Below are 25,116 nucleotides of genomic sequence, written 5' to 3'. Positions count from 1 at the left end.
AATAAAAAACCTGCGGGAGAAAGCCCTTGCGCCTGTCAGGTCGCTCACTAACAATCGCTTGGTCAGCAAGGGGCTGCAACGAGAAAGCCCCTCTCGAAGAAGGGGCTTTAATAAGGAAAGGGTTATGATGAAGCGAGTCATCATACTGGTTGTGCTGTTACTGTTAAGTTTCCACGCTTACTAACAGTCAATCAGAGGGGGGAGAAATCCCCTCTCACCCTTATTCCTGTACTTTAGGTCGAAAAAACAGCAGCGTCAACAGCGGGAAACGCACAGAAACGAAAAGTTTGACCCGTTTCCAGCATTTGTTATTTATCGCTGTCTTTCTGGATCTTCTTGATGATATTGGTCGTCGAACAACCATCTTCGAAGTTCAGCACCAGCACTTCTCCGCCGTTGGCCCATACCTCTTTGCTGCCCGCAATATCTTCTGGCTTATAGTCGCCGCCTTTGACCAGCAGATCCGGCAGGATGCCAGCGATCAGACGCTGCGGCGTATCCTCTTCAAAAGAGACCACCCAGTCGACGGATTCCAGCGCGCCCAACACGATCATGCGCTGTTCCAGCGGGTTGACCGGACGCGTTTCGCCTTTCAGACGTTTGGTCGACGCATCGCTGTTTACCGCCACGATCAGGCGATCGCCCAGCTTGCGCGCATTTGCCAGATAGGAGACATGGCCCGCATGCAGGATGTCGAACACGCCGTTAGTCATCACCACTTTCTCACCGCGCTTGCGGGCGCTGGCGACGGCCTGTTTCAGCTCAGATTCGCTCATCACGCCAAAACCAGTATCAGCCCGACCACGCACGGCGTTTTCCAGTTCAATCGGAGAAACGGTGGAGGTTCCCAGTTTACCGACCACGACACCGGCTGCAGCGTTAGCAAAATAGCACGCCTCTTCCAGCGAATTACCCGCCGCCAGCGTCGCCGCCAGCACACCGATTACCGTATCGCCCGCACCGGTCACGTCATACACTTCCTGCGCCTGCGTCGGCATATGCAGTGGCGATTTGCCCGGTTGCAGCAACGTCATCCCCTGTTCTGAACGGGTAATCAGCAGTGCGGAAAGGTCGAAATCAGCAATCACTTTCATGCCGCGCTCAACCAGTTCATCTTCGCTTTTGCATTTACCGGCGACCGCTTCAAACTCAGACAGGTTCGGCGTTAGCAGCGTTGCGCCGCGGTAACGTTCAAAATCGGTCCCTTTCGGATCGATAAGCACCGGCACGCCAGCCTTACGCGCCAGAGCAATCATTTGCTGCACGCTTGCCAACGCGCCTTTGGCGTAGTCAGAGAGCACCAGAGCGCCGATAGAACCCAGCGCCTGATTAATACGCTCGTGCAGCGGTTGCGGATCTACGCCTTCAAAACCTTCTTCGAAATCCAGGCGAATCAACTGCTGGTTACGGGAAAGTACGCGTAGTTTGGTGATTGTCGGATGCGTCGGCACGGAAACGAAGTCGCATTTTACGTTCACATCCGCCAGCGTTTTGCTCAGCGCACGCGCCGCGTCGTCGATACCAGTCAAACCCACCAGACGAGAATTTGCGCCCAGAGAGGCAATGTTCATCGCCACGTTTGCTGCGCCACCGGGACGTTCTTCGATGGTATCGACCTTCACCACCGGAACCGGCGCTTCAGGTGAAATACGGCTGGTAGGGCCGTACCAGTAGCGATCCAGCATCACATCACCGACAACCATGACTCCTGCACGTTCAAACTCTGGCAGCGTTACTTTCATTCCTGTCTCCTGAGAGATTCTCTGAGGGTCTTAAAATTTGCGCGCGATAATAGCACACTTCACTCGGCAACCAGCCACTTCTGCCAGCTGTCACGCACCAGCGTACGTTCAGCGCTGAAGTGTTCCGCCGCTACATGGCCCGGAAGTTCCTGCAGGGCAAGATGGTGAAGTTCGTCGCGCAGCGTTGTATAAGCGCGGGTAAGCGCCAGCGCTTCCTGCTCATCCATAATGTCGTTTTGCGCCAGCAATTCCAGAATGCGCACGTTATCCGACCAGCGCGTCAGCTTCGGTTTTTCATGCGCATAGCGCAGCACCAGATATTGCGTAATAAATTCAATATCTGTAATGCCACCCTCATCCGCTTTAATATCAAAACGATCCCGATGCTTATTGCCCAAATGGGCGCGCATTTTCTCACGCATTTCACGCACGTCGGTCTGCAAGGTTTTCCCATCACGGACGAGGGTCATGATATCGCGACGAATCGCATCAAACTGAGAGGTCAACTGCGGGTCGCCATATACCACACGAGCACGCACCAGCGCCTGATGCTCCCATGTCCAGGCTTCGTTGCGCTGGTAATCGTCGAAAGCGTCGGTTGATGTCACCAGCATTCCCGCCGCGCCGGATGGACGCAGCCGCGCATCCACTTCGTACAAAATACCGGACGAGGTGCGGGTGCTGAAAAGGTGCATAATGCGCTGCGACAGACGCAGATAGAACTGTCGCCCATCAATCTCACGCTCACCGTCCGTCATCACGTCCATCGGACAATCATGCAGGAAGATCAAATCAAGATCCGAACTGTAGCCCAGTTCCCAGCCGCCCAGTTTGCCATAGCCGACGACGGCAAAACCGCGCCCCTCACGTTCGCCAAGATGAGTCGGTTGCCCGTAGCGAGCAACCATCTGCGTCCACGCCTGCTGGACTACCGCATCAATAATCGCTTCCGCCAGCCAGGTTAAATGGTCGCTCACCTTCATCACCGGCAGCGTACCGGCGATATCAGCCGCGGCAATACGCAGTAGCTGCGTTTGCTTAAACTGGCGCAGTGCCTCCAGTTGCTGCTCTTCGTCATCTTCCGGCACACGCAGCAAATACTGGCGCAGCTCATCACGGTAGGCGTCCGTCGCGGTAGGTTGATACAGGGTATTCGGATCCAACAGTTCATCGAGCAACAACGGATACCGCGCCAGCTGGCTGGCGACCATCGGCGAGGCCGCACAGAGCGAAATCAAATGCTTCAGCGCCCCGGGGAATTCGCTCAGCAGTTCCAGATAGGTCGTGCGAGTCACAATACCCACCAGCAGCGGTGTGATGCGTGACAGCGGGACTGAGGCGTCGTCACGCGTACAGACATCGCTCAGCAGATGCGGCATTAAATGATCCAGCACCTGTCGTCCGCGTGGGCCAATGGTGCGTTTATCCAGCTCTTTGCGGAAATCAGCAATCAGAGACAGCACGCGCCGCCGATCTTCATCCGCCAGATGCGTCAGCACTGGCGTGGTGTCATCTTCCTGTAAGGCGTCCTGCCACAATTCACGCCACTGTTCTGAGAGCGACTCTTCCTGGGTTTCGGCCTCGTCATCGCCAATCAGCTCGTTAAATACCCGGCGTACGTTGTCCATATGATTGGCCAGCACATCGGTTAATTGCTGCCAGTCATCAACGTTCATCCCCCACGCCAGTCGCGCGCGATTCAGTTCATCGCCTGGCAGCGTTTGGGTCTGTTCATCATTGATGCTTTGCAGCAGGTTTTCCAGGCGGCGTAAATAGAGATAGGCTGCGCGCAGTTGTTCCGCGTCGGTATCAGACAGCAAGTGCAGCGCATTGATGGCGCTAAGCGTCGGTAACAGCGAGCGGGATTGCAGCGATGGCTCGCGCCCACCGCGAATCAGCTGGAATACCTGCACGATAAATTCGATTTCACGAATGCCGCCCGCCCCCAGCTTAATGTTGTCTTTCAGGCCACGACGGCGCACTTCACGCGCAATCATCCCTTTCATGTTACGCAGCGACTGGATCACGCTGAAATCAATATAGCGACGGAAGACAAAAGGCCGCAGCATGGCACGAAGCTCGCTGACGTATGTGCCGTCGGCATCGCCCATAATGCGGGCTTTAACCATCGCATAGCGTTCCCAGTCGCGCCCTTGTTCCTGGTAATAATCCTCCAGCGCGGAGAAGCTCAGCACCAGCGGGCCGCTGTCGCCAAACGGGCGTAAACGCATATCCACCCGATAGACAAACCCATCCATTGTGGGCTGATCCAGCACTTTGATAAGCCGCTGGCCCATACGGGTAAAGAACTGGGCGTTATCCAGCTCGCGGCGCCCACCCTGTGTGCTGCCGTGTTCCGGCCAGGCAAAAATCAGGTCGATATCGGAGGAAAAATTCAGCTCGCCACCGCCCAGTTTCCCCATGCCTAAAATCAGCAGCGGCTGCGCAACACCTTCAGAACTACAGGGCGTTCCCCACTCACGACAGCAGGCGTCATACAACCAGTCTCGAGCGGCAATAATCAGCGTTTCAGCCAGATGGCTTAACTGCTGCAAAATACTCTCTTCGGTCACCAGCGACAGCGTCTGTGCCCAGGCGATACGCACCATAATGCGACGGCGAAACAGGCGTAACTCACGCATCAGTGTGTTTTCGTCACTAACGTCAGCCAATGCTTGCTGTAACCAGTTGGCATAGTGTTGCCATTCATCCGCCAGGGGTGGAGCGCTTTCCAGCTCAGCCAGCCATTCGGGATGGGCAATAATGCTGTCACGGACATAATCACTGAATGTGAGTACTGACTTCGCCTGAACGCTAAGCGAGGACTCAGATATTGCTGCTGGCAGCCGCTCAACAACGGTCGGCCAGTACTGCTGTAACGGTGAAGAGAGCTGCTTCATTTACGGGTTATCCTTTGAATGGTGCCGGATGCGTCTTTTCGCCTTATCCGACCTACATGACAGTTACACACATCGCGTAGGCCTGATAAGCGCAGCGCCATCAGGCATCCCGGCCTCGGCCCTGATTATCGTTTTCCGCTGTGCAGCCAGAACGGTTCCAGTGCAATCGCCTCGTTACGGAAGTGTTCAATTTCAATATATTGGTTGGCCGCAATGGCACGACGTAAGCCCTGCCAAGTAGCGATCCATTCCGATGCGACATTTTCGTCGTAGTATCCCGCCAGCATCAGCATGCTATCAATGTTGCGCGTCAAACGTGGAAGCTGATCGGCGTACTGATCGCCCAACGGCTGCGCAAAAGCGGTTTTCAGCTCAGCGGCATGGCGTGAAAGATGGGTATCAGAGAAGCGCTTAAAGGAGTCGGCAATTTTGCCCTGCGCCTTCGCCTCCAGGAACGGCTGCCATCCTTTGGTCACCAGCCATTCGGTCAGCGCCAGCTTGGCCATTGCCGTTTGCGTACTGTAAACCGCCGAAATAGCAGAAACGTCCGACGCAATGATCGCTTCCGATTGGGTCAGCAAATCACGTAAGTGAGCGCTCGCTTTTCGTGGCACATTACCGCCAAACAGCATCAGTATGTGACGCACCAGACCCATTGCCGCCAGCACCTCGGCTTTCGCCCCTTTCACGCCGCGTACCCACAGCTCTTCGTGATACTGCCACTGTGATAATGCCAGCTCCAGCGCCGCTTCCAGCCCCTGCTCAATGCTCGCCTTCGCCGGAACCTTCAAAATCCGCGTCGGTTTGAGTTCGCGCAGCGCATTCCCCTGGGCCAAATGATAACCGCGCGCTGCTTTGCTCAAACTGCCCTGGCGTAAACCGGTTTGCGAAACCAGCTGGTTTGCCAGCTTCAGTACCGCACGGGTATCGCCGCTTAGCAGTTCAAGTTCAAGCTCACAGATAGGTTCTGCAAACTCGCCCGCTTTCACTTCCCCCAGATCGAGGGCCATTTCAATCCGGCTGCCATCAACATCAACCAACCATTTCTCACGGTAAAAATCGGTGCTGAACAACGGCTGCACTTGAGAAGCAAGTTCAGCGGGCAGCTCGCCATCAGGCCAGACTTCCGTTGGGAACAAGGTGAGATCCAGCTCAGGCGCGTTTAGTGCAACGTTATATTCCGGCCGCTGGTGCAGTCCGCCCGTCACGCGTCCGGCAATTTTCATGGTCATTTCGTAATGACCGTTTTCACCGCGAATACGCAGCCCCATATCGTGACCACGCAACCACGCATCCGGCGTTTCGTAGTAAATATTCAGCAACTGGCTGGGCGCATGATGCTCTCCCCCCAGCGTATTCAAACGTTCACGCAGCGCATCTACAGCGTCACTATTAACGATAAATTTTAATTCGATTTCCTGGGCCATGGTCTTGTACTTATGGGTTATGTCACAGTTGAGAAAACTGACTGCGAACTAAGTTCGTTCTTTATGGTCAGTAGATAGTATTTTGCGCCAAATTGCCATGCAACGAGCAATTTGACGGGCGTAAAAGTTTCGGGTGGTGGCAAAAAGGACACAGATGATTCCGATTGATGTCGAATGCTTTGCGTAGAGACACTGATGCCACTACTATCGTTCCACTTTCTATGACAATAACGACAGCCTGATGCCAAAATTACGCCTGATTGGATTAACTTTACTCGCACTTAGCGCCACTGCAGTCTCTCATGCCGAAGAGAAGCGCTATGTCTCTGACGAACTGAACACCTGGGTCCGCAGCGGTCCGGGAGATAATTATCGCCTCGTGGGTACGGTTAACGCCGGCGAGGAAGTCACGCTATTACAGACCGATGCCAACACCAACTACGCCCAGGTGAAAGACAGCACCGGACGTACCGCCTGGATCCCACTGAAAGAGCTGAACAGTACGCCAAGCCTGCGTACCCGTGTACCCGATCTGGAAAACCAGGTTAAAACACTGACCGATAAGCTCAATAATATCGATACCACATGGAATCAGCGTACCGCCGATATGCAGCAAAAAGTATCGCAAAGCGACAGCGTGATCGACGGGTTGAAGGAAGAAAACCAGAAGCTGAAGAACGAGCTTATCGTGGCGCAAAAGAAGGTAAGCGCAGCCAACCTTCAGCTTGATGACAAACAGCGTACTATCATCATGCAATGGTTTATGTATGGCGGCGGCGTGCTGGGTCTTGGTCTGCTGCTCGGTCTGGTTCTGCCGCACATGATCCCAAGCCGTAAACGCAAAGATCGCTGGATGAACTGAATCGCCTTCTCCGCCACACTGACATATGATTAAGGGATGTTTTTTTCAAAAGGAAAGTGGCGTGAAGATTTATCTGGTCGGTGGTGCTGTTCGGGATGCGTTATTAGGGCTACCGATTAAAGATAAAGATTGGGTCGTTGTCGGTGCCACGCCGCAGGAGATGCTTGACGCGGGCTATCAGCAGGTAGGCCGCGATTTCCCCGTGTTTCTCCACCCACACTCCCGGGAAGAGTATGCGCTGGCGCGCACCGAACGAAAATCGGGCTCAGGTTACACCGGATTCACCTGTTATGCCGCGCCAGATGTGACGCTGGAAGCCGATCTTCAGCGGCGCGACCTGACCATCAACGCAATGGCCCGCGATGACAACGGGGAGATTATCGACCCGTATAACGGACGCGACGATCTGGAAAACCGCCTGCTGCGTCATGTTTCCCCGGCTTTTAGCGAGGATCCACTGCGCGTTCTGCGCGTGGCGCGCTTTGCTGCTCGCTATGCGCACCTTGGCTTTCGTGTTGCTGATGAAACCATGACGCTGATGCGCAACATGGCCGCCGCTGGAGAGCTGGAACACCTGACGCCAGAACGCGTGTGGAAAGAGACAGAAAGCGCCTTAACCACCCGCAACCCACAGGTATTTTTTCAGGTCCTGCGCGATTGCGATGCCCTGCGCGTGCTGTTCCCGGAAGTAGATGCTCTGTTCGGCGTTCCCGCGCCCGCGCAGTGGCATCCGGAAATTGATACCGGTATTCACACGCTGATGACGCTGTCGATGGCAGCCATGTTAAGTCCGGAGGTCGACGTACGTTTCGCCACGCTGTGTCACGATCTCGGTAAAGCATTAACGCCTAAAGCGCTATGGCCGCGCCACCACGGCCACGGTCCGGCGGGCGTTAAGCTGGTCGAGCAACTGTGTCAGCGCCTGCGCGTGCCGAATGACATCCGCGACTTAGCCAAACTGGTAGCCGAGTTCCACGACCTGATTCATACCTTCCCGATCCTGCAACCGAAAACCATCGTTAAGCTGTTTGATTCCATCGATGCGTGGCGCAAACCGCAGCGCGTGGAGCAAATCGCCCTGACCAGTGAGGCCGACGTGCGTGGGCGAACCGGTTTTGAAGCGGCGGATTACCCGCAAGGCAGGCTGTTGCGCGAAGCCTGGCAGGTTGCGCAGGCGGTACCCACGAAAGATGTCGTGGAAGCGGGATTCAAAGGTCAGGCAATTCGTGAAGAACTGACCCGACGTCGCATCGCGGCGGTGGCCAACTGGAAGGAGAAGCGGTGTCCTAAACCCACCGCCTGAACGGATATCACCCGTAGGCCGGATAAGGCGAAACGCCGCCATCCGGCACCACGGTAAGTCATCAGAAGAACACGACGTAAACGGCAGCCGCCACAACAAAGCGGTAAATCGCAAACGGAATGAACGAGATACGCTTAATCAGCTGCAGAAAGGTTTTGATCGCCACCAGCGCCACAATAAACGCGGTCACAAAGCCGACGGCAAACATTGGGATATCTGATGCGCTAAGGAACGACCAGCTCTTGTAGAGATCCAGCGCCGTCGCGCCCATCATCATCGGCACCGCCAGCAGGAAAGAGAATTCAGAGGCCGCGTAACGGCTCACCCCCATCAGCATACCGCCAGAAATCGTCGCACCGGAACGAGAAAAACCCGGCCACAGCGCGAGACACTGAAAACAGCCAATCATAAACGCCTGGCGATATGTCATATCATCCAGACCCGGCGCGCGCGGCTCTTTCGGTTTCAGGCACTCTGCGACAATCAGCAGCACGCCCCCCACCACCAGCGCATACATCACGTTGATCGGATTAAACAGTGACTTGATGGTGTCGTGGAAGACCAGCCCAAGGACAACGGCTGGAATCATCCCCAACAGGATATGCCCCAGCGTCAGCCGACCTTTACCAGTACCTTCATGCGGGGCCTTGCCAAAGTGAATGCCAATTAAACCAAACAGACGTCGCCAGAACATCACCACTACCGCCAGAATGGAACCCAGTTGGATCACGACTTCAAACGTTTTTGCGGTATCGCCCTCAAAACCTAACAAGTGGCCAACAATTATCATATGGCCGGTACTGGAAACGGGTAGGAACTCCGTCAGCCCTTCGACCACACCCAAAATTGCCGCCACCAGCAGCGAGTGCATATCACTCATCAATAAACCCCTAACGAAAGAGAAAAAGCACGGCAAAAAAGAGCCGACGTCAGGACTCTTTTATACCCGTTTGATTTAGAAATTATTAAATTAATTATTTTCTTTCAGATTATTGCCACGCTCAATGACGACCCCGACGTTTGCCGCACGGGCCACCGCACCAGGTTTGCTCAGCTTGATGCGCACCCACGGAGAATTAAAGCGGTTAAGTAGCAAATCCGCCACCTCTTCCGCCACACGTTCTACCAGCGCAAAACGCCCACCTTCCACATGATTAACAACCGTTTGAGCAATATCAGCATAGCTCAGGCAATCAGCCACATCATCGCTTTTAGCTGATTTGCGGTTATCCCATGCCATTTCGATATCGAACACCAACCGTTGTTCGATCGTTTGTTCCCAGTCGTAAACACCAATAGTGGTGATTACAGAAAGTTGCTCTATAAATACAATATCCATCACGACCTGCCTGCTTTTTGGCTAACCCGGATACCACTTCCGGCGAAATATGCGTATTATCCACAGAAGTAGCGTTTTACACGACATTTTCAAAACGGAACAGCTTATGAGTGCAATCGCGCCTGGAATGATTATCTTCGCGTACCTCTGTGGCTCAATTTCCAGTGCTATTCTGGTATGCCGCCTTGCTGGATTGCCGGACCCGCGCGACAGCGGCTCTGGGAATCCGGGCGCGACAAACGTGCTGCGCATCGGTGGCAAGGGAGCCGCCGTCGCGGTACTGATTTTCGACGTCCTGAAAGGTATGTTACCCGTCTGGGGTGCCTATGCGCTAGGCGTCAGCCCCTTCTGGCTGGGATTGATCGCAATCGCCGCCTGTCTGGGACACATTTGGCCGGTATTTTTCGGCTTTAAAGGTGGAAAAGGCGTTGCCACCGCCTTTGGCGCAATTGCGCCGATTGGCTGGGACTTAACCGGCGTGATGGCCGGAACCTGGCTACTAACCGTCCTGTTAAGCGGCTATTCGTCGTTAGGCGCTATCGTCAGTGCGCTGATCGCCCCTTTTTACGTCTGGTGGTTCAATCCCCAGTTCACTTTCCCGGTGTCCATGTTGTCGTGCTTAATTCTGCTTCGTCACCATGACAACATTCAGCGTCTGTGGCGTCGTCAGGAGCCGAAGATCTGGACCAAGCTAAAGAAAAAACGCGAAAAAGACCCCGAGTGATTTTATTGTCGGATAGCGACGCGTCGGCGTCTTATCCGGCCTCGGGGATGTGATACCCCTCCACCGGTTTGCCTAATCGGTTCTGACACCACGTCGCCAGAAACTCCACGCACACGCGAAGCTTCACGCTGCGATACAACGGCTCCTGATAAACCGCCCAGATATTGGCGCTTTGCGCATAGTCCGGTAGCACCCGCACCAGTTCACCGCTAGCCAGAAACGGTTGTACGTCCCATTCAGAACGCAGCATGATCCCTTTTCCCTGCAGCGCCCACTGCAGCACAATCTCACCGCTGTTAGAGGAAAGATGTCCCGCCACCTTAACCGACTTTTTCTCCTGGCCGTTATCCAGTTCCCACACCCCGTGAGTCATATCCCGTTCTTTGGTGACCAGACAATCATGCCGAATTAATTCCTGTAACGTCGTCGGCTCACAGTATTTTTGTAAATACTCCGGCGCTGCGCATAATATCCTTTTATTTTTCGTTAACAAATGAGCAATATAATAATCAGGAATTTCATCATTGATACGAATATCCAAATCGATATTATCCTGCGCCAAATCAATTTGCCGATCGTAAAGTTCAAAATGTACCTGTAATTCAGGATAGCTGTGCATCAATTCGGTAATTGCTGGTGCAATATAACTGCGCCCAAAACCAAAGCTACAGCCGATACGAATCATCCCTGCCGGACGCGTTTTGAGTTGCGTAACGTCATCGACCAGATGCTGATAACCTGCGAGGATCGCCTGCGCATGTTCATAGCAACGTTGACCACTCTCCGTGAGCGCTACGCCACGCGCAGAGCGGCTTAGCAGCGTCGTCCCCAACGTAGACTCAAGGATCTGAATGCGTTTCGTCACAAACGCTGGCGTCTGCCCCAGCGTCGCAGCGGCGGCGCTGAAACTGCCGCTATGCACAATTTCAACCAGCACCTGCAGGTCTTTCGCCAGGGGATACGTGTTCAGCATGATCGGTAATCCGTAATGTGATTAACCGCAGTGTAATTCTCCCATACGTATTAAACCCTGCCCTGGCGCAATTTTTATTGCCTTATCTGGACATCATTCACGAACTGTTAATTAGATATTCACAGTGCCAAATAATATAAAACCACATTTTTAGTGGTAGTTTGTGACGGAGAATTTATTTCCAGACAAATAAAAGAACTGGAGTTAATAAGATGAGCAATCAAAATAACCAACATGCGATAACTACGCTGACGAACATTGTCGCCGACTTTACCGCCATGATTTCTACCCGCATGCCTGACGATGTTGTGGATAAATTAAAACAGCTGCGTGAAGGCGAAACATCAAAGATGGGTAAAATCATCTACCACACCATGTTTGACAACATGCAGAAAGCTATCGACCTGAATCGTCCGGCCTGTCAGGACACCGGTGAAATCATGTTTTTTGTGAAGGTCGGTTCCCGTTTTCCACACCTCGGCGAACTGCAAAGCATTCTGAAACAGGCCGTTGAAGACGCCACGGTAAAAGCGCCGCTGCGCCATAACGCGGTTGAGATTTTTGACGAAGTGAATACCGGAAAAAATACCGGCACCGGTGTGCCGTGGGTCACCTGGGACATCATCCCTGATAACGATGACGCGGAAATCGAAGTCTACATGGCAGGCGGCGGCTGTACGCTGCCGGGGCGCTCGAAAGTGTTAATGCCTTCTGAAGGCTATGAAGGCGTGGTGAAATTTGTCTTCGAAAATATCTCCACGCTGGCAGTCAACGCCTGTCCGCCGGTACTGGTGGGCGTGGGTATTGCCACCTCTGTAGAAACCGCTGCCGTGCTTTCTCGTAAAGCGGTGCTGCGCCCAATCGGATCACGCCATCCAAACCCAAAAGCGGCCGAACTGGAACTGCGCCTGGAAGAAGGGCTTAACCGTCTGGGCATTGGGCCGCAAGGGTTGACCGGGAATAGCTCAGTGATGGGCGTACATATCGAATCCGCCGCGCGCCACCCGTCAACTATCGGCGTTGCCGTCTCTACCGGCTGCTGGGCGCATCGTCGCGGCACGCTGTTGGTTCATGCCGACCTCTCCTTCGAAAACCTGTCTCACACCCGGAGCGCGTTATGAAAAAGATCCTCACAACCCCGATCAAAGCCGAAGATCTGGCTGACATTCGCGTTGGCGATGTCATTTACCTGAGCGGCACGCTGGTGACCTGCCGTGACGTTTGCCACCGCCGCCTGATCGAACTGAAGCGCCCGATTCCTTATGACCTGAACGGCAAAGCCATTTTCCATGCGGGCCCGATCGTCCGTAAGAACGGTGAAAAATGGGAGATGGTCTCCGTCGGCCCAACTACCAGCATGCGTATGGAAGCGTTTGAGAAAGACTTTATCGAGCAGACGGGCGTCAAGCTGGTGGTCGGCAAAGGCGGCATGGGACCGCTGACGGAAGAAGGCTGTAAACAGTTCAAAGCGCTGCACGTCATCTTCCCGGCTGGCTGTGCGGTCGTGGCGGCAACTCAGGTTGAAGAAATTGAAGAGGTACACTGGACCGAACTCGGCATGCCGGAATCTCTGTGGGTATGCCGGGTAAAAGAGTTCGGCCCGCTGATCGTTTCCATCGATACCCACGGTAATAACCTGATTGCCGAAAACAAAAAGCTGTTCGCTGAACGTCGCGATCCTATCGTCGAAGAAATCTGCGAGCACGTGCACTACATCAAATAACCCTCCCGGAGGGGCGTAACGCCTCTCCCTCTTCGCAGGGATACAACAATGGCACCTTTAGCTGGTTGGTGGCGATACCTGGCTCCGCTGGTGGTCATCGCCATTATTGCTGTTCTGCCCGTCCCCACCGGTCTTGAGAGTCACACCTGGCTCTATTTTGCCGTCTTTACCGGTGTGATTGTCGGGCTTATTCTGGAACCTGTACCGGGCGCGGTGGTGGCGATGATTGGCATTTCGATCATCGCCGTCCTTTCGCCGTGGCTGCTGTTCAGCCCGGAGCAACTCGCGCAGGACGGTTTTAAATTTACCGCCAAATCGCTGTCCTGGGCGGTATCGGGCTTTTCAAACTCGGTTATCTGGCTGATCTTCGCGGCCTTTATGTTTGGTACCGGCTATGAGAAAACCGGCCTTGGTCGGCGAATCGCGCTGATGCTGGTGAAAAAGATGGGGCACCGGACGTTATTTCTCGGCTATGCGGTGATGTTCTCCGAACTTATCCTCGCTCCCGTCACGCCTTCCAACTCCGCGCGCGGAGCCGGAATAATCTACCCGATTATCCGCAACCTGCCGCCGCTGTATAACTCGCAGCCCAATAGCGCCAGTTCACGCTCCATTGGCTCGTACATCATGTGGATGGGCATTGTCGCTGACTGCGTTACCAGCGCTATTTTCTTAACGGCGATGGCACCGAACCTGCTGTTGATCGGCCTGATGAAAGGCGCGTCCCACACGGCGCTGAGCTGGGGCGACTGGTTCTTAGGCATGCTGCCGCTGAGCATTTTACTGGTGCTGATCGTGCCGTGGCTGGCGTACGTGCTGTATCCACCGGTGCTGAAATCCGGCGATCAGGTTCCACGTTGGGCGGATACAGAGCTAAAAGCGATGGGACCGCTCTGCGCTCGCGAGAAAAAGATGCTGGTGCTGATGGTCGGCGCGTTAGTGCTGTGGATCTTCGGTGGCGACTACATTGACGCCGCAATGGTCGGATACAGCGTGGTGGCGTTGATGCTGGTACTACGCATCATTAGCTGGGATGACATCGTCAGCAATAAAGCCGCATGGAACGTCTTTTTCTGGCTGGCCTCGCTGATCACGCTGGCCACCGGGCTCAATAACACCGGTTTTATTACCTGGTTCGGCAAGCTGCTGGCAAACGGGCTGAGTGGCTATTCGCCGGTGATGGTGATGGTAGCGCTGATCGTGGTGTTCTATCTGCTGCGTTACTTCTTTGCCAGCGCCACGGCCTATACCTCTGCCCTCGCGCCAATGATGATTGCCGCCGCGCTGGCAATGCCGGAAATCCCATTACCGGTCTTCTGCCTGATGGTCGGCGCCGCCATTGGTCTGGGCAGCATTCTGACCCCATACGCCACCGGTCCCAGCCCTATCTACTACGGCAGCGGCTATTTGCCGACGGTGGATTACTGGCGGCTCGGCGCTATTTTTGGCCTGATTTTCCTCGTGCTGCTGGTGATCACCGGTCTGCTCTGGATGCCCCTCGTTTTACTGTAAACCCCATTGGGGCGGCGTATTGTCGCCCCTTTTTCCATAAGCTTCTCATATGACCCTTTTCCCGATGCGCTGAGGCATACTTTTTTGTATGCAAACACCCTCATGCTGATAAGGGAAACGCTCTGGACACGGTTGCGCACGAGACACTCACACGGGGCTGGCAGGCCGAACTGGATCTGCATTTTACCCGCACCGGGCACAAAACGGTGCTCGCCTCGGCGCGTCATCATGGTCCATTGACGGTTCAGCGTCCGTTTTACCCGGAAGAGGAGGTCTGTCACCTCTATTTGCTGCATCCACCTGCGGGGATCGTTGGCGGGGACGAGCTTCATATTGCCGTCACGCTCGACGAAAACAGCCATGCGTTAATCACCCAGCCCGGCGCGGGCAAGTTTTATCGCAGCCGAGGGCCACAAGCGTTGCTGCGCCAGCACTTTACCCTCGCCTCGCACGCCACGCTGGAGTGGCTGCCGCAGGATACAATCCTCTTTCCCGGTGCCAATGCTGTTATTCAGTCTGTATTTCACATCGCATCAGAGAGCCGCTTGCTGGCCTGGGATCTGCTGTGTCTTGGCCGACCGGTTATGCAGGAAACTTTCAGCCACGGCATGCTGCAAAATCGCCTGGAAGTGTGGCGAGATGGGCAGCCGCTGCTGATAGAACGCTTGATATTGCAGGAGGGGAATCTGAGCGGCGTCGCGCATCATCCCTGGGTCGGCACGTTGCTGTGTTATCCGGCCAACGAACACATGCTGGAGGGCACGCGGGAGCGGCTTATGGCGCTTGGCGATTACGCCGGGGCAACACTTAACGACTCGCTGCTGACAATCCGTTTTCTTGCTAACGACAACCTGGTTGTTCAACGCGTTATGCGTGACATCTGGCAGTTTTTGCGCCCGCTACTGACACACAAAGTGCCCGTACTCCCGCGAATCTGGCAAACCTAAGAGAACCCTTATGGAACTGACCCCCAGAGAAAAAGATAAGTTGTTGCTGTTTACCGCCGCACTGGTGGCGGAACGTCGTCTGGCCCGCGGGCTGAAGCTGAACTACCCGGAATCGGTGGCGCTGATTAGCGCTTTCATCATGGAAGGGGCGCGCGACGGGCAAACTGTGGCCGCGCTGATGGAGGACGGGCGTCACGTGCTGCGCCGCGATCAGGTGATGGAAGGCGTACCGGAAATGATCCCGGATATTCAGGTTGAAGCCACCTTTCCGGACGGATCGAAGCTGGTCACTGTCCACAATCCGATCGTCTAAGGAGCGGCAATGATCCCAGGTGAATATCAGATCGCAAAAGGCAATATCGCGCTTAATCAGGGGCGGGAGATCTGCACGATCGTGGTGGAAAATCATGGCGACAGGCCTATCCAGGTGGGATCGCACTATCACTTTTTCGAAGTGAACCCGGCGCTGCACTTTGACAGGCTGGCCGCACGCGGCTTTCGTCTGAACATTGCTGCGGGCACAGCGGTGCGTTTTGAGCCCGGACAAAAACGCGAAGTCGAACTGGTGCGCGTTGCTGGCGCACAAAGGATCGTGGGTTTTCGCAGCGAAGTGATGGGCGCGCTGGAGGCAGATAATGAGTGACATTTCCCGGCAGGCGTACGCCGACATGTTTGGCCCAACCACCGGCGATAAAGTGCGCCTGGCGGATACCGACCTGTGGATCGAAGTGGAAAAAGACTTCACCACCTACGGCGAAGAGGTCAAATTCGGCGGCGGCAAAGTGATCCGCGACGGCATGGGCCAGGGGCAAATGCGCACCGATGCATGTGTGGATCTGGTAATAACCAACGCGCTGATCGTCGATCACTGGGGGATCGTGAAAGCGGATATCGGTATCAAAGCCGGCAGGATCTTCGCCATCGGCAAGGCAGGTAATCCCGATATTCAGCCCAACGTTACGATCCCGATAGGCGTGGGAACTGAAGTCATCGCCGGGGAAGGCAAGATCGTCACCGCAGGCGGCGTGGATACGCATATTCACTGGATCTGCCCACAGCAGGCGCAAGAGGCGCTGGTTTCCGGTGTGACAACGATGATCGGCGGCGGCACCGGTCCGGCCGCGGGCACTCACGCCACCACCTGTACGCCGGGTCCGTGGTACATCGCTCGCATGCTGCAGGCGGCAGACACGTTACCGGTTAACATCGGTTTACTGGGCAAAGGTAACGGCTCAAATCCTGACGCCCTGCGCGAGCAAATCACCGCGGGCGCCATTGGCCTGAAAATCCATGAAGACTGGGGCGCCACGCCTGCCGCCATCGACTGCGCACTGACCGTGGCCGACGAGATGGACATCCAGGTCGCGCTGCACAGCGACACGCTCAATGAGTCCGGTTTCGTGGAAGATACGCTGGCGGCGATTGGCGATCGCACCATTCATACTTTTCACACCGAAGGCGCGGGCGGCGGTCATGCACCGGATATCATCACCGCCTGCGCGCATCCGAATATCCTGCCCTCCTCTACGAACCCGACGCTGCCCTATACCATCAACACCATCGACGAGCATCTCGACATGCTGATGGTTTGCCACCATCTCGATCCGGATATCGCCGAAGACGTGGCTTTTGCCGAATCACGCATTCGCCGGGAAACGATCGCTGCCGAAGATGTGCTGCATGACATTGGCGCCTTTTCCCTGACCTCGTCCGATTCACAGGCAATGGGGCGCGTGGGCGAAGTGATCCTGCGCACCTGGCAGGTGGCGCACCGCATGAAGGTTCAGCGTGGCCCGTTGGCAGAAGAAACCGGTGACAACGACAACCTGCGCATTAAACGCTACGTCGCCAAATACACCATCAATCCGGCGCTAACCCACGGTATCGCCCATGAAGTCGGCTCCGTTGAGCCTGGCAAACTGGCCGATCTGGTGCTGTGGTCACCGGCATTCTTTGGCGTAAAACCGGCGACGATCGTTAAAGGCGGGATGATCGTCTGTGCGCCGATGGGCGACATCAATGCCTCGATTCCCACCCCACAGCCGGTGCATTACCGCATGATGTTCGGCGCACTTGGCGCAGCGCGGCATCACACCCGGCTGACCTTTATTTCGCAGGCCGCTGATGCGCAAAACATCGCGCAGCAGCTCAACCTGCAAAGCGCCATCGCCGTCGTTAAAGGCTGCAGAACAGTGAAAAAGGCCAACATGATCCACAACGACCTGCAACCCAATATCACCGTCGATGCTCAGACCTACGAGGTGCGTATTGATGGCGAACTGATTACCAGCGAACCGGCAAACGTTTTGCCGATGGCACAACGCTATTTTCTGTTTTAGGAGTGACGATGATCTACCTGACCCAACGCCTTGACCACGCTCACCGCGTCACCGCAAGCGTCACGCTACCCATTGATATGCGGGTAAAAAGTCGTGCCAGAGTGGCGCTGAACGACGGTCGCGAAGCCGGGCTGATGCTACCGCGCGGTTTGCTGTTACGCGGTGGCGACCTGCTGACCACCGACGATGGCAGCGAGGTGATCGAAGTGATCGCCGCGCCGGAGTCGGTTTCCGTGGTGCGCTGCGCCGATCCTTTCCTGCTCGCCAAAGCCTGTTATCACCTCGGCAATCGCCACGTTCCGTTGCAAATTCTGCCGGATGAACTGCGTTACCACCACGATCATGTGCTGGACGCCATGCTGCGTCAGTTCAACCTCGAGGTGACGTTCGCTCAACTACCGTTTGAACCGGAAGCAGGCGCTTATGCCAGTGAATCACACGGGCATCATCACGGCCATGCGCACTGATGCATAACACCCAACAGCTGCGTCTGATGCAGCTTGCCAGCAGCGCACTCCCGGTGGGGTCGTTTACCTGGTCCCAGGGTCTGGAGTGGGCGGTGGAGATTGGCTGGGTGAAAAGCGTCGATGACTTCTCTTACTGGCAAATTCAACAGATGGAGCAAAACTTTTTTACCGTCGACCTACCGCTGCTGGCGAGACTGTATCGCGCCTGCGAGCAGGACGATCTCGATGCCGCACGCCGCTGGAGCGCTTACCTGTTGGCCTGCCGGGAAACCCGCGAACTGCGGGATGAAGAACGCAGTCGGGGCGCGGCGTTTACGCGGCTGGTCACCGACTGGGAGGCGGATTGCTCGCGAGAGTGGCGCACTCTCTTCGCCGACAGCCAGCTTTGCGGCATGGCCTGGCTGGCCGTGCGGTGGAGAATTCCCCTGACCGAGCTGGCGTTAAGCCTCGGCTACAGCTGGATTGAGAGCGCTGTGATGGCTGGCGTCAAGCTGGTTCCTTTTGGACAACAGGCGGCCCAGCGTTTGATTATTGCGCTCTGCGATCGCTATGCGCAGGGTCTGGCACAGGCGCTGGCGACGCCTGACGCCAGTCTCGGCTCCGCTACGCCGTTGGCCGCTATCGCGTCTGCCCGGCATGAAACCCAATATTCCCGATTATTCCGCTCCTGAGGAGAAAAAATGAGTAACAGCAAGCATCCCCTGCGCGTAGGCGTTGGCGGCCCGGTCGGTTCCGGCAAAACGGCGCTGCTGGAAGCGTTATGCAAATCTATGCGCAGCAGCTATCAACTGGCGGTAGTCACCAACGATATCTACACCAAAGAAGATCAGCGCATTCTCACCGAGGCGGGCGCACTGGAGCCAGACAGGATCGTCGGTGTGGAAACCGGCGGCTGCCCGCATACCGCCATCCGCGAAGATGCGTCGATGAATCTGGCTGCCGTAGAGGCGCTGAGCGAGAAATTCGGCAATCTGGATCTGATTTTTGTGGAAAGCGGCGGCGATAACCTGAGCGCCACCTTCAGTCCGGAATTAGCGGATCTGACAATCTATGTGATCGACGTTGCCGAAGGCGAGAAGATCCCGCGTAAGGGAGGCCCGGGGATCACTAAATCCGATTTTCTGGTTATCAATAAAACCGATCTGGCCCCTTACGTCGGCGCCTCGCTGGAGGTGATGGAACGCGATACCCTACGTATGCGCGGCGAGCGTCCGTGGACGTTCAGTAATTTAAAATCCGGAGAGGGTCTGGAAAAAATTATCGCGTTTCTGGAAGAGAAGGGAATGCTGCGGATGTAGCGTCTTGCCCGGTAACATTGCGCCACCGGGCAAAAAATCACGCCGCCGGTAATTCCGCCAGCGGCCAGCGTGGGCGCACGGTTACGCCAAGATCCGCCGTTGCGCCTGCTTTAAAACGCACCATGCCCGCGTAGGCGATCATCGCCCCGTTGTCGGTACAAAATTCCGGACGCGCGTAAAATACTTCGCCACGACGTTTTTGCATCATCTCGGCCAATTTTGCGCGCAGCGTACGGTTCGCGCTCACGCCCCCCGCCATCACCAGACGTTTAAAACCGGTTTGATCCAGCGCGCGTTTGCACTTGATCATCAGCGTATCAACTACCGCATCTTCAAAGGCTCGGGCGATATCTGCGCGCGTCTGATCGTCATTTTCGTTATTACGAATGGTATTCGCGGCAAAGGTTTTCAGCCCGGAGAAGCTGAAATCCAGCCCCGGACGGTCGGTCATCGGGCGCGGGAAGACAAAGCGTTTTTCAACGCCTTGCGAGGCAAGCTTTGACAGCATTGGACCTCCAGGGTAATCCAGCCCCAGCAGCTTGGCGGTTTTGTCGAACGCTTCGCCAGCAGCATCATCAATCGATTCGCCGAGTAATTCATACTGACCGATACCGGTGACGCTGATAAGCTGCGTGTGACCACCAGAAACCAGCAGCGCGACGAACGGGAACGCAGGGGGATTATCTTCCAGCATCGGCGCCAGCAGATGCCCTTCCATATGGTGCACAGGAATTGCTGGTACGCCCCAGGCGAACGCCAGCGAACGTCCTACGGTTGCGCCAACCAGCAGCGCGCCAACCAAACCAGGACCTGCGGTATACGCTACCGCATCAATCTCTTTTGCCGTCAGTCCCGCCTCTTTCAGCGCGGCCTGGATCAGCGGTACGGTTTTACGTACGTGATCGCGCGAGGCCAGTTCTGGCACTACGCCGCCGTAGTCAGCGTGTAATTTCACCTGACTATACAATTGGTTGGCTAAAAGACCTTTTTCATCGTCGTAAATGGCGATGCCGGTTTCATCGCAGGATGTTTCAATACCCAGTACACGCATGACTTGTTTTACCTCGCTCTATTACCGCGCAGTGTAGGACCAATGCGGGTTGATGTAAAACTTTGTTCGCCCCAGGAGTTCCGCTCGTGTATACTCCTTGTCCTTATAAAAGTCCCTTTCAAAATCGCGTCGGTGCTTTACAAAGCAGCAGCAATTGCAGTAAAATTCCGCACCATTTTGAAATAAGCTGGCGTTGATGCCAGCGGCAAACCGAATTTATTAAAGGTGAGAGTTACATGCCGGTAATTAAAGTACGTGAAAACGAGCCGTTCGACGTAGCACTGCGTCGCTTCAAGCGTTCATGCGAAAAAGCAGGTGTTCTGGCGGAAGTTCGTCGTCGTGAGTTCTATGAAAAACCGACTACCGAACGTAAGCGCGCTAAAGCTTCTGCTGTGAAACGTCACGCGAAGAAACTGGCTCGCGAAAACGCACGCCGCACTCGTCTGTACTAATCTATTGAGAGCCAAAGCTCTCAATTCAGACTGAGTTGTAGTTGTAAGGCCGTGCTTCCGGAAGGAATGCGCGGCTTATTTTCGTTTATGCATTGGCATATACACAAAATCATTCAGTATGCATCAAGGCGGCAAGTGAGTGAAGCCCCGGAGCTTACATAAGTAAGTGACAGGGGTGAGCGAGCGCAGCCAACACAGAGGCAGGCTGAAGGATGAAGTGTATAAAAGGGGCATATGGCTGGACGAATTCCACGCGTATTTATCAATGACCTGCTGGCAAGAACCGACATCGTCGATCTCATCGACGCGCGGGTAAAGCTGAAAAAGCAGGGCAAAAATTATCACGCGTGCTGTCCGTTCCATAACGAAAAAACCCCCTCTTTCACCGTAAACGGTGAAAAACAGTTTTATCACTGCTTTGGGTGTGGCGCGCACGGCAACGCCGTCGACTTTCTCATGAACTACGACAAGCTCGAGTTTGTGGAAACCGTCGAAGAACTGGCCGCAATGCACAACCTTGAAGTGCCCTATGAAGCAGGCAGTGGCCCCAGTCAGATAGAGCGCCATCAACGGCAAAGCCTTTATCAATTGATGGACGGCCTGAACACTTTTTATCAACAGTCTTTGATGCAGCCCGCCGCTACCCCTGCGCGCCAGTACCTGGAAAAGCGAGGATTAAGTAGCGACGTTATCACCCGTTTTGCTATTGGTTTTGCGCCCCCCGGCTGGGACAACGTCCTGAAACGGTTTGGCGGTAATGCTGAGAATCGCAAATCGCTGGTCGATGCGGGGATGTTGGTTACCAACGATCAGGGACGCAGTTACGATCGCTTTCGCGAACGGGTGATGTTCCCCATCCGCGACAAACGTGGTCGGGTCATTGGTTTTGGTGGACGCGTGCTGGGCGATGCCCTGCCGAAGTATCTGAACTCCCCGGAAACCGATATTTTCCATAAAGGTCGCCAGCTGTATGGCCTTTATGAAGCCCAGCAGGATAACGCCGATCCGCAGCGCCTGTTAGTGGTAGAAGGCTATATGGATGTGGTGGCGCTGGCGCAATACGGCATTAACTACGCCGTGGCATCCCTTGGGACATCCACCACCGCCGATCACATTCAGCTGTTGTTCCGCGCGACGAACAATGTAATTTGCTGTTACGACGGCGACCGCGCCGGGCGCGACGCAGCATGGCGCGCGCTGGAAACCGCACTGCCCTATATGACAGACGGACGCCAGCTACGCTTTATGTTTTTACCTGACGGCGAAGATCCCGATACGCTGGTGCGTAAAGAAGGGAAAGAGGCCTTTGAAGCCCGGATGGAGCAGGCGCTGCCGCTCTCTGCGTTTTTATTTAACAGCCTGTTGCCGCAGGTGGATTTGAGTACCCCAGACGGACGCGCACAGCTCAGCACGCTGGCATTACCGCTGATTACTCAGGTACCAGGCGAAACGTTGCGCATTTACCTGCGACAGGAGTTGGGAAACAAGCTCGGCATTCTGGATGACAGCCAGCTTGAACGTTTAATGCCAAAACTGGCAGAAAATGGGGCTTCCCGCCCGGTTCCACAGCTAAAACGTACGACCATGCGTATACTTATAGGGTTACTGGTGCAAAACCCGGAGCTCGCCCCGCTGGTTCCACCGTTAGGCGCACTGGATAGCAATAAGCTGCCTGGACTTGGCTTATTCAGAGAACTGGTCAACACTTGTCTGGCTCAGCCAGGTCTGACCACCGGACAACTTTTAGAGCACTATCGCGGTACAAATGATGCTGCAACCCTTGAAAAACTGTCGATGTGGGACGATATAGCAGATAAAGATATCGCAGAAAAAACCTTCACCGACTCACTCAACCATATGTTTGATTCGATGCTTGAACTGCGCCAGGAAGAGTTGATAGCTCGTGAGCGCACACACGGTTTAAGCAGCGAAGAACGCCGGGAACTCTGGACGCTGAACCAGGAACTGGCCAGGAAATAAGAGAAAGACAAAATCATTCGCGTTGTATCAAGGCAGCAAGTAAACGAACGCAGCTAACGCAGAGACAACGTGAAAGATGAAGTATTTAACGGCTTAACTGCCGAATATCGATCGGGAAGCCCCCGACAGCCGCACGGAGAGGCAGCGGCAAAATATAAGTATGCCCTCGTTTTGCCGTTGGCGGTTTTACCGCCCAACACCAATCAAACGAATTAAGTGTGGATACCGTCTTATGGAGCAAAACCCGCAGTCACAGCTGAAGCTTCTTGTCCAACGTGGTAAGGAGCAAGGCTATCTGACCTATGCCGAGGTCAATGACCATCTGCCGGAAGATATCGTCGATTCAGATCAAATCGAAGACATCATCCAAATGATCAATGACATGGGTATTCAGGTGATGGAAGAAGCACCTGATGCCGATGATCTGCTGCTTGCTGAAACCTCCAACAGCACCGATGAAGACGCGGAAGAAGCGGCTGCCCAGGTTCTGTCCAGCGTTGAGTCCGAAATCGGTCGTACAACTGACCCGGTCCGCATGTACATGCGTGAAATGGGTACCGTTGAACTGTTAACCCGTGAAGGCGAAATCGACATCGCTAAACGCATCGAAGACGGGATTAACCAGGTTCAATGCTCCGTTGCCGAATACCCGGAAGCTATCACCTACCTGCTTGAGCAGTACGATCGCGTTGAAGCTGAAGAAGCACGTCTTTCCGATCTGATCACCGGCTTTGTCGATCCGAACGCGGAAGAAGACATGGCGCCAACGGCGACGCACGTCGGTTCTGAACTCTCTCAGGAAGAGATGGACGACGATGAAGACGAAGATGAAGAAGAAGACGACGACAGCAGCGATGACGACAACAGCATCGACCCTGAATTAGCGCGTGAAAAATTCGGTGAACTGCGTACTCAGTACGAAATCACCCGCGACACTATCAAAGCGAAAGGCCGCAGCCATGCAGCCGCGCAGGAAGAAATTCAGAAGCTGTCCGAAGTGTTCAAACAGTTCCGCCTGGTACCGAAGCAGTTCGACTACCTGGTAAACAGCATGCGCGTCATGATGGACCGCGTGCGTACTCAGGAACGTCTGATCATGAAGCTCTGCGTTGAGCAGTGCAAAATGCCGAAGAAAAACTTCATCACCCTGTTTACTGGCAACGAAACCAGCGAAACCTGGTTCAACGCGGCAATCGCGATGAACAAGCCGTGGTCTGAAAAACTGCACGATGTGGCAGATGACGTTCACCGCGGCCTGCAGAAACTGCAGCAGATTGAAGAAGAAACCGGCCTGACCATCGAGCAGGTTAAAGATATCAACCGTCGCATGTCCATCGGTGAAGCGAAAGCCCGCCGTGCGAAAAAAGAGATGGTTGAAGCGAACTTACGTCTGGTTATCTCTATCGCTAAAAAATACACCAACCGTGGCCTGCAGTTCCTGGATCTGATTCAGGAAGGTAACATCGGTCTGATGAAAGCGGTTGATAAGTTTGAATACCGTCGTGGTTACAAGTTCTCCACCTACGCAACCTGGTGGATCCGTCAGGCGATCACCCGTTCGATCGCGGATCAGGCGCGTACCATCCGTATCCCGGTGCATATGATTGAGACCATTAACAAGCTCAACCGTATCTCCCGTCAGATGCTGCAAGAGATGGGCCGCGAGCCGACGCCGGAAGAACTGGCTGAACGCATGCTGATGCCGGAAGATAAGATCCGTAAAGTGTTGAAGATCGCGAAAGAGCCTATCTCCATGGAAACGCCGATCGGCGACGATGAAGATTCGCATCTGGGTGATTTCATCGAGGATACCACCCTCGAGCTACCGCTGGACTCCGCGACCACCGAGAGCCTGCGTGCCGCAACGCATGACGTTCTGGCTGGCCTGACCGCTCGTGAAGCGAAAGTTCTGCGTATGCGTTTCGGTATCGATATGAACACTGACCACACGCTGGAAGAAGTGGGTAAACAGTTCGACGTTACCCGTGAACGTATCCGTCAGATCGAAGCGAAGGCGCTGCGTAAACTGCGTCACCCGAGCCGCTCTGAAGTACTGCGTAGCTTCCTCGACGATTAA

The 25,116-nt window shown here is 54.9% G+C and carries 24 protein-coding genes; 17 read left to right on the top strand and 7 right to left on the bottom strand.

Annotated elements, in window-relative coordinates; translation table 11 throughout:
* Window positions 1-124: 124 nt before the first annotated feature.
* Window positions 125-184 (top strand): type I toxin-antitoxin system Ibs family toxin, encoded by a 60-nt coding sequence (locus G8S19_RS03200; RefSeq protein ID WP_137346154.1) that lies wholly within the window; start codon window positions 125-127, stop codon window positions 182-184.
* A 124-nt stretch (window positions 185-308) separates the two neighbouring features.
* On the opposite strand, the gene hldE is transcribed toward G8S19_RS03200, so the two are convergent.
* From hldE to G8S19_RS03185, 3 genes are all read right to left on the bottom strand, one after another.
* On the bottom strand, window positions 309-1,742 hold the full coding sequence (gene hldE, locus G8S19_RS03195) for a bifunctional D-glycero-beta-D-manno-heptose-7-phosphate kinase/D-glycero-beta-D-manno-heptose 1-phosphate adenylyltransferase HldE (RefSeq protein ID WP_048213251.1): 1,434 nt from the start codon (window positions 1,740-1,742) through the stop codon (window positions 309-311).
* Window positions 1,743-1,801: 59 nt separating this feature from the next.
* Entirely contained in the window at window positions 1,802-4,642 is a 2,841-nt protein-coding gene (glnE, locus tag G8S19_RS03190; protein ID WP_253686052.1) for a bifunctional [glutamate--ammonia ligase]-adenylyl-L-tyrosine phosphorylase/[glutamate--ammonia-ligase] adenylyltransferase, read from the bottom strand.
* A gap of 125 nt (window positions 4,643-4,767) precedes the next feature.
* Window positions 4,768-6,069, bottom strand: coding sequence for an inorganic triphosphatase (locus G8S19_RS03185; RefSeq protein WP_124021426.1), 1,302 nt, complete (start codon window positions 6,067-6,069; stop codon window positions 4,768-4,770).
* 241 nt (window positions 6,070-6,310) lie between these two features.
* Here G8S19_RS03185 and G8S19_RS03180 point away from each other — a divergent pair, with 241 nt between their 5' ends.
* Both G8S19_RS03180 and G8S19_RS03175 read left to right on the top strand, forming a co-directional pair.
* On the top strand, window positions 6,311-6,931 hold the full coding sequence (locus G8S19_RS03180; RefSeq protein WP_048213254.1) for a TIGR04211 family SH3 domain-containing protein: 621 nt from the start codon (window positions 6,311-6,313) through the stop codon (window positions 6,929-6,931).
* A 61-nt stretch (window positions 6,932-6,992) separates the two neighbouring features.
* Window positions 6,993-8,234: a multifunctional CCA addition/repair protein gene (locus G8S19_RS03175; RefSeq protein ID WP_124021427.1), complete on the top strand. Its 1,242-nt coding sequence runs from the start codon at window positions 6,993-6,995 to the stop codon at window positions 8,232-8,234.
* A gap of 61 nt (window positions 8,235-8,295) precedes the next feature.
* Here G8S19_RS03175 and bacA read toward each other — a convergent pair whose 3' ends face one another.
* Together bacA and folB are read right to left on the bottom strand one after the other, a co-directional pair.
* Window positions 8,296-9,114: an undecaprenyl-diphosphate phosphatase gene (gene bacA / locus G8S19_RS03170; protein ID WP_048213256.1), complete on the bottom strand. Its 819-nt coding sequence runs from the start codon at window positions 9,112-9,114 to the stop codon at window positions 8,296-8,298.
* Between the two features lie 90 nt (window positions 9,115-9,204).
* A complete protein-coding gene (gene folB, locus G8S19_RS03165) occupies window positions 9,205-9,573 on the bottom strand; it encodes a bifunctional dihydroneopterin aldolase/7,8-dihydroneopterin epimerase (RefSeq protein ID WP_003838117.1) in 369 nt (122 codons plus the stop codon).
* Between the two features lie 106 nt (window positions 9,574-9,679).
* Here folB and plsY point away from each other — a divergent pair, with 106 nt between their 5' ends.
* The gene (gene plsY, locus G8S19_RS03160) at window positions 9,680-10,297 is read left to right on the top strand and encodes a glycerol-3-phosphate 1-O-acyltransferase PlsY (RefSeq protein WP_003024662.1); all 618 of its coding nucleotides are present in this window, start codon (window positions 9,680-9,682) and stop codon (window positions 10,295-10,297) included.
* Between the two features lie 31 nt (window positions 10,298-10,328).
* On the opposite strand, the gene G8S19_RS03155 is transcribed toward plsY, so the two are convergent.
* Window positions 10,329-11,270 carry a LysR family transcriptional regulator gene (locus tag G8S19_RS03155; RefSeq protein WP_124021429.1) on the bottom strand — a complete coding sequence of 314 codons (942 nt, stop codon included), beginning with the start codon at window positions 11,268-11,270 and terminating at the stop codon, window positions 10,329-10,331.
* A 212-nt stretch (window positions 11,271-11,482) separates the two neighbouring features.
* Here G8S19_RS03155 and ttdA point away from each other — a divergent pair, with 212 nt between their 5' ends.
* From ttdA to ureG, 10 genes are all read left to right on the top strand, one after another.
* The gene (gene ttdA / locus G8S19_RS03150) at window positions 11,483-12,391 is read left to right on the top strand and encodes a L(+)-tartrate dehydratase subunit alpha (RefSeq protein WP_116360749.1); all 909 of its coding nucleotides are present in this window, start codon (window positions 11,483-11,485) and stop codon (window positions 12,389-12,391) included.
* Window positions 12,388-12,993 (top strand): L(+)-tartrate dehydratase subunit beta, encoded by a 606-nt coding sequence (gene ttdB, locus G8S19_RS03145; protein WP_101742461.1) that lies wholly within the window; start codon window positions 12,388-12,390, stop codon window positions 12,991-12,993. The genes ttdA and ttdB overlap by 4 nt, the downstream gene beginning before the upstream one ends.
* Window positions 12,994-13,041: 48 nt before the next feature.
* Window positions 13,042-14,505: an anion permease gene (locus G8S19_RS03140; RefSeq protein WP_124021430.1), complete on the top strand. Its 1,464-nt coding sequence runs from the start codon at window positions 13,042-13,044 to the stop codon at window positions 14,503-14,505.
* 122 nt (window positions 14,506-14,627) lie between these two features.
* The gene (locus G8S19_RS03135; RefSeq protein ID WP_197724099.1) at window positions 14,628-15,452 is read left to right on the top strand and encodes an urease accessory protein UreD; all 825 of its coding nucleotides are present in this window, start codon (window positions 14,628-14,630) and stop codon (window positions 15,450-15,452) included.
* 10 nt (window positions 15,453-15,462) lie between these two features.
* A complete protein-coding gene (locus G8S19_RS03130) occupies window positions 15,463-15,765 on the top strand; it encodes an urease subunit gamma (protein ID WP_003024678.1) in 303 nt (100 codons plus the stop codon).
* Between the two features lie 9 nt (window positions 15,766-15,774).
* Complete coding sequence (locus G8S19_RS03125) at window positions 15,775-16,095, top strand: urease subunit beta (RefSeq protein WP_124021432.1); 321 nt, start codon at window positions 15,775-15,777, stop codon at window positions 16,093-16,095.
* Window positions 16,088-17,791, top strand: coding sequence for an urease subunit alpha (gene ureC, locus G8S19_RS03120; protein WP_124021433.1), 1,704 nt, complete (start codon window positions 16,088-16,090; stop codon window positions 17,789-17,791). The genes G8S19_RS03125 and ureC overlap by 8 nt, the downstream gene beginning before the upstream one ends.
* An 8-nt stretch (window positions 17,792-17,799) precedes the next feature.
* A complete protein-coding gene (ureE, locus tag G8S19_RS03115; protein WP_003024684.1) occupies window positions 17,800-18,258 on the top strand; it encodes an urease accessory protein UreE in 459 nt (152 codons plus the stop codon).
* On the top strand, window positions 18,258-18,929 hold the full coding sequence (locus G8S19_RS03110; protein ID WP_124021434.1) for an urease accessory protein UreF: 672 nt from the start codon (window positions 18,258-18,260) through the stop codon (window positions 18,927-18,929). The genes ureE and G8S19_RS03110 overlap by 1 nt, the downstream gene beginning before the upstream one ends.
* 9 nt (window positions 18,930-18,938) lie before the next feature.
* Entirely contained in the window at window positions 18,939-19,556 is a 618-nt protein-coding gene (gene ureG / locus G8S19_RS03105; protein ID WP_124021435.1) for an urease accessory protein UreG, read from the top strand.
* 37 nt (window positions 19,557-19,593) lie between these two features.
* Here the strand turns inward: ureG and tsaD are convergent, their stop codons facing one another.
* The gene (gene tsaD, locus G8S19_RS03100; RefSeq protein WP_003024694.1) at window positions 19,594-20,607 is read right to left on the bottom strand and encodes a tRNA (adenosine(37)-N6)-threonylcarbamoyltransferase complex transferase subunit TsaD; all 1,014 of its coding nucleotides are present in this window, start codon (window positions 20,605-20,607) and stop codon (window positions 19,594-19,596) included.
* Window positions 20,608-20,843: 236 nt separating this feature from the next.
* On the opposite strand from tsaD, the gene rpsU reads away from it, so the two are divergent.
* The 3 genes from rpsU (at window position 20,844) to rpoD (ending at window position 25,116) form a co-directional block, all read left to right on the top strand.
* Window positions 20,844-21,059 (top strand): 30S ribosomal protein S21, encoded by a 216-nt coding sequence (rpsU, locus tag G8S19_RS03095; RefSeq protein WP_001144069.1) that lies wholly within the window; start codon window positions 20,844-20,846, stop codon window positions 21,057-21,059.
* Between the two features lie 234 nt (window positions 21,060-21,293).
* Window positions 21,294-23,039: a DNA primase gene (dnaG, locus tag G8S19_RS03090; protein ID WP_048213264.1), complete on the top strand. Its 1,746-nt coding sequence runs from the start codon at window positions 21,294-21,296 to the stop codon at window positions 23,037-23,039.
* Between the two features lie 232 nt (window positions 23,040-23,271).
* Window positions 23,272-25,116: an RNA polymerase sigma factor RpoD gene (rpoD, locus tag G8S19_RS03085; RefSeq protein WP_048213265.1), complete on the top strand. Its 1,845-nt coding sequence runs from the start codon at window positions 23,272-23,274 to the stop codon at window positions 25,114-25,116.

It is taken from the genome of Citrobacter sp. SX206 (assembly GCF_024181025.1).
GTDB lineage: Bacteria > Pseudomonadota > Gammaproteobacteria > Enterobacterales > Enterobacteriaceae > Citrobacter > Citrobacter youngae.
This window is presented reverse-complemented; position numbering and strand designations above follow the sequence as displayed.

Excerpts from the sequence above, each read along its gene's own strand:
- hldE (WP_048213251.1), bottom strand. The coding sequence starts at position 1,742 with ATGAAAGTAACGCTGCCAGAGTTTGAACGTGCAGGAGTCATGGTTGTC.
- glnE (WP_253686052.1), bottom strand. The coding sequence starts at position 4,642 with ATGAAGCAGCTCTCTTCACCGTTACAGCAGTACTGGCCGACCGTTGTT.
- G8S19_RS03185 (WP_124021426.1), bottom strand. The coding sequence starts at position 6,069 with ATGGCCCAGGAAATCGAATTAAAATTTATCGTTAATAGTGACGCTGTA.
- G8S19_RS03180 (WP_048213254.1), top strand. The coding sequence starts at position 6,311 with ATGCCAAAATTACGCCTGATTGGATTAACTTTACTCGCACTTAGCGCC.
- bacA (WP_048213256.1), bottom strand. The coding sequence starts at position 9,114 with ATGAGTGATATGCACTCGCTGCTGGTGGCGGCAATTTTGGGTGTGGTC.
- folB (WP_003838117.1), bottom strand. The coding sequence starts at position 9,573 with ATGGATATTGTATTTATAGAGCAACTTTCTGTAATCACCACTATTGGT.
- plsY (WP_003024662.1), top strand. The coding sequence starts at position 9,680 with ATGAGTGCAATCGCGCCTGGAATGATTATCTTCGCGTACCTCTGTGGC.
- G8S19_RS03155 (WP_124021429.1), bottom strand. The coding sequence starts at position 11,270 with ATGCTGAACACGTATCCCCTGGCGAAAGACCTGCAGGTGCTGGTTGAA.
- ttdA (WP_116360749.1), top strand. The coding sequence starts at position 11,483 with ATGAGCAATCAAAATAACCAACATGCGATAACTACGCTGACGAACATT.
- ttdB (WP_101742461.1), top strand. The coding sequence starts at position 12,388 with ATGAAAAAGATCCTCACAACCCCGATCAAAGCCGAAGATCTGGCTGAC.
- G8S19_RS03140 (WP_124021430.1), top strand. The coding sequence starts at position 13,042 with ATGGCACCTTTAGCTGGTTGGTGGCGATACCTGGCTCCGCTGGTGGTC.
- G8S19_RS03130 (WP_003024678.1), top strand. The coding sequence starts at position 15,463 with ATGGAACTGACCCCCAGAGAAAAAGATAAGTTGTTGCTGTTTACCGCC.
- G8S19_RS03125 (WP_124021432.1), top strand. The coding sequence starts at position 15,775 with ATGATCCCAGGTGAATATCAGATCGCAAAAGGCAATATCGCGCTTAAT.
- ureC (WP_124021433.1), top strand. The coding sequence starts at position 16,088 with ATGAGTGACATTTCCCGGCAGGCGTACGCCGACATGTTTGGCCCAACC.
- ureE (WP_003024684.1), top strand. The coding sequence starts at position 17,800 with ATGATCTACCTGACCCAACGCCTTGACCACGCTCACCGCGTCACCGCA.
- G8S19_RS03110 (WP_124021434.1), top strand. The coding sequence starts at position 18,258 with ATGCATAACACCCAACAGCTGCGTCTGATGCAGCTTGCCAGCAGCGCA.
- ureG (WP_124021435.1), top strand. The coding sequence starts at position 18,939 with ATGAGTAACAGCAAGCATCCCCTGCGCGTAGGCGTTGGCGGCCCGGTC.
- tsaD (WP_003024694.1), bottom strand. The coding sequence starts at position 20,607 with ATGCGTGTACTGGGTATTGAAACATCCTGCGATGAAACCGGCATCGCC.
- rpsU (WP_001144069.1), top strand. The coding sequence starts at position 20,844 with ATGCCGGTAATTAAAGTACGTGAAAACGAGCCGTTCGACGTAGCACTG.
- dnaG (WP_048213264.1), top strand. The coding sequence starts at position 21,294 with ATGGCTGGACGAATTCCACGCGTATTTATCAATGACCTGCTGGCAAGA.
- rpoD (WP_048213265.1), top strand. The coding sequence starts at position 23,272 with ATGGAGCAAAACCCGCAGTCACAGCTGAAGCTTCTTGTCCAACGTGGT.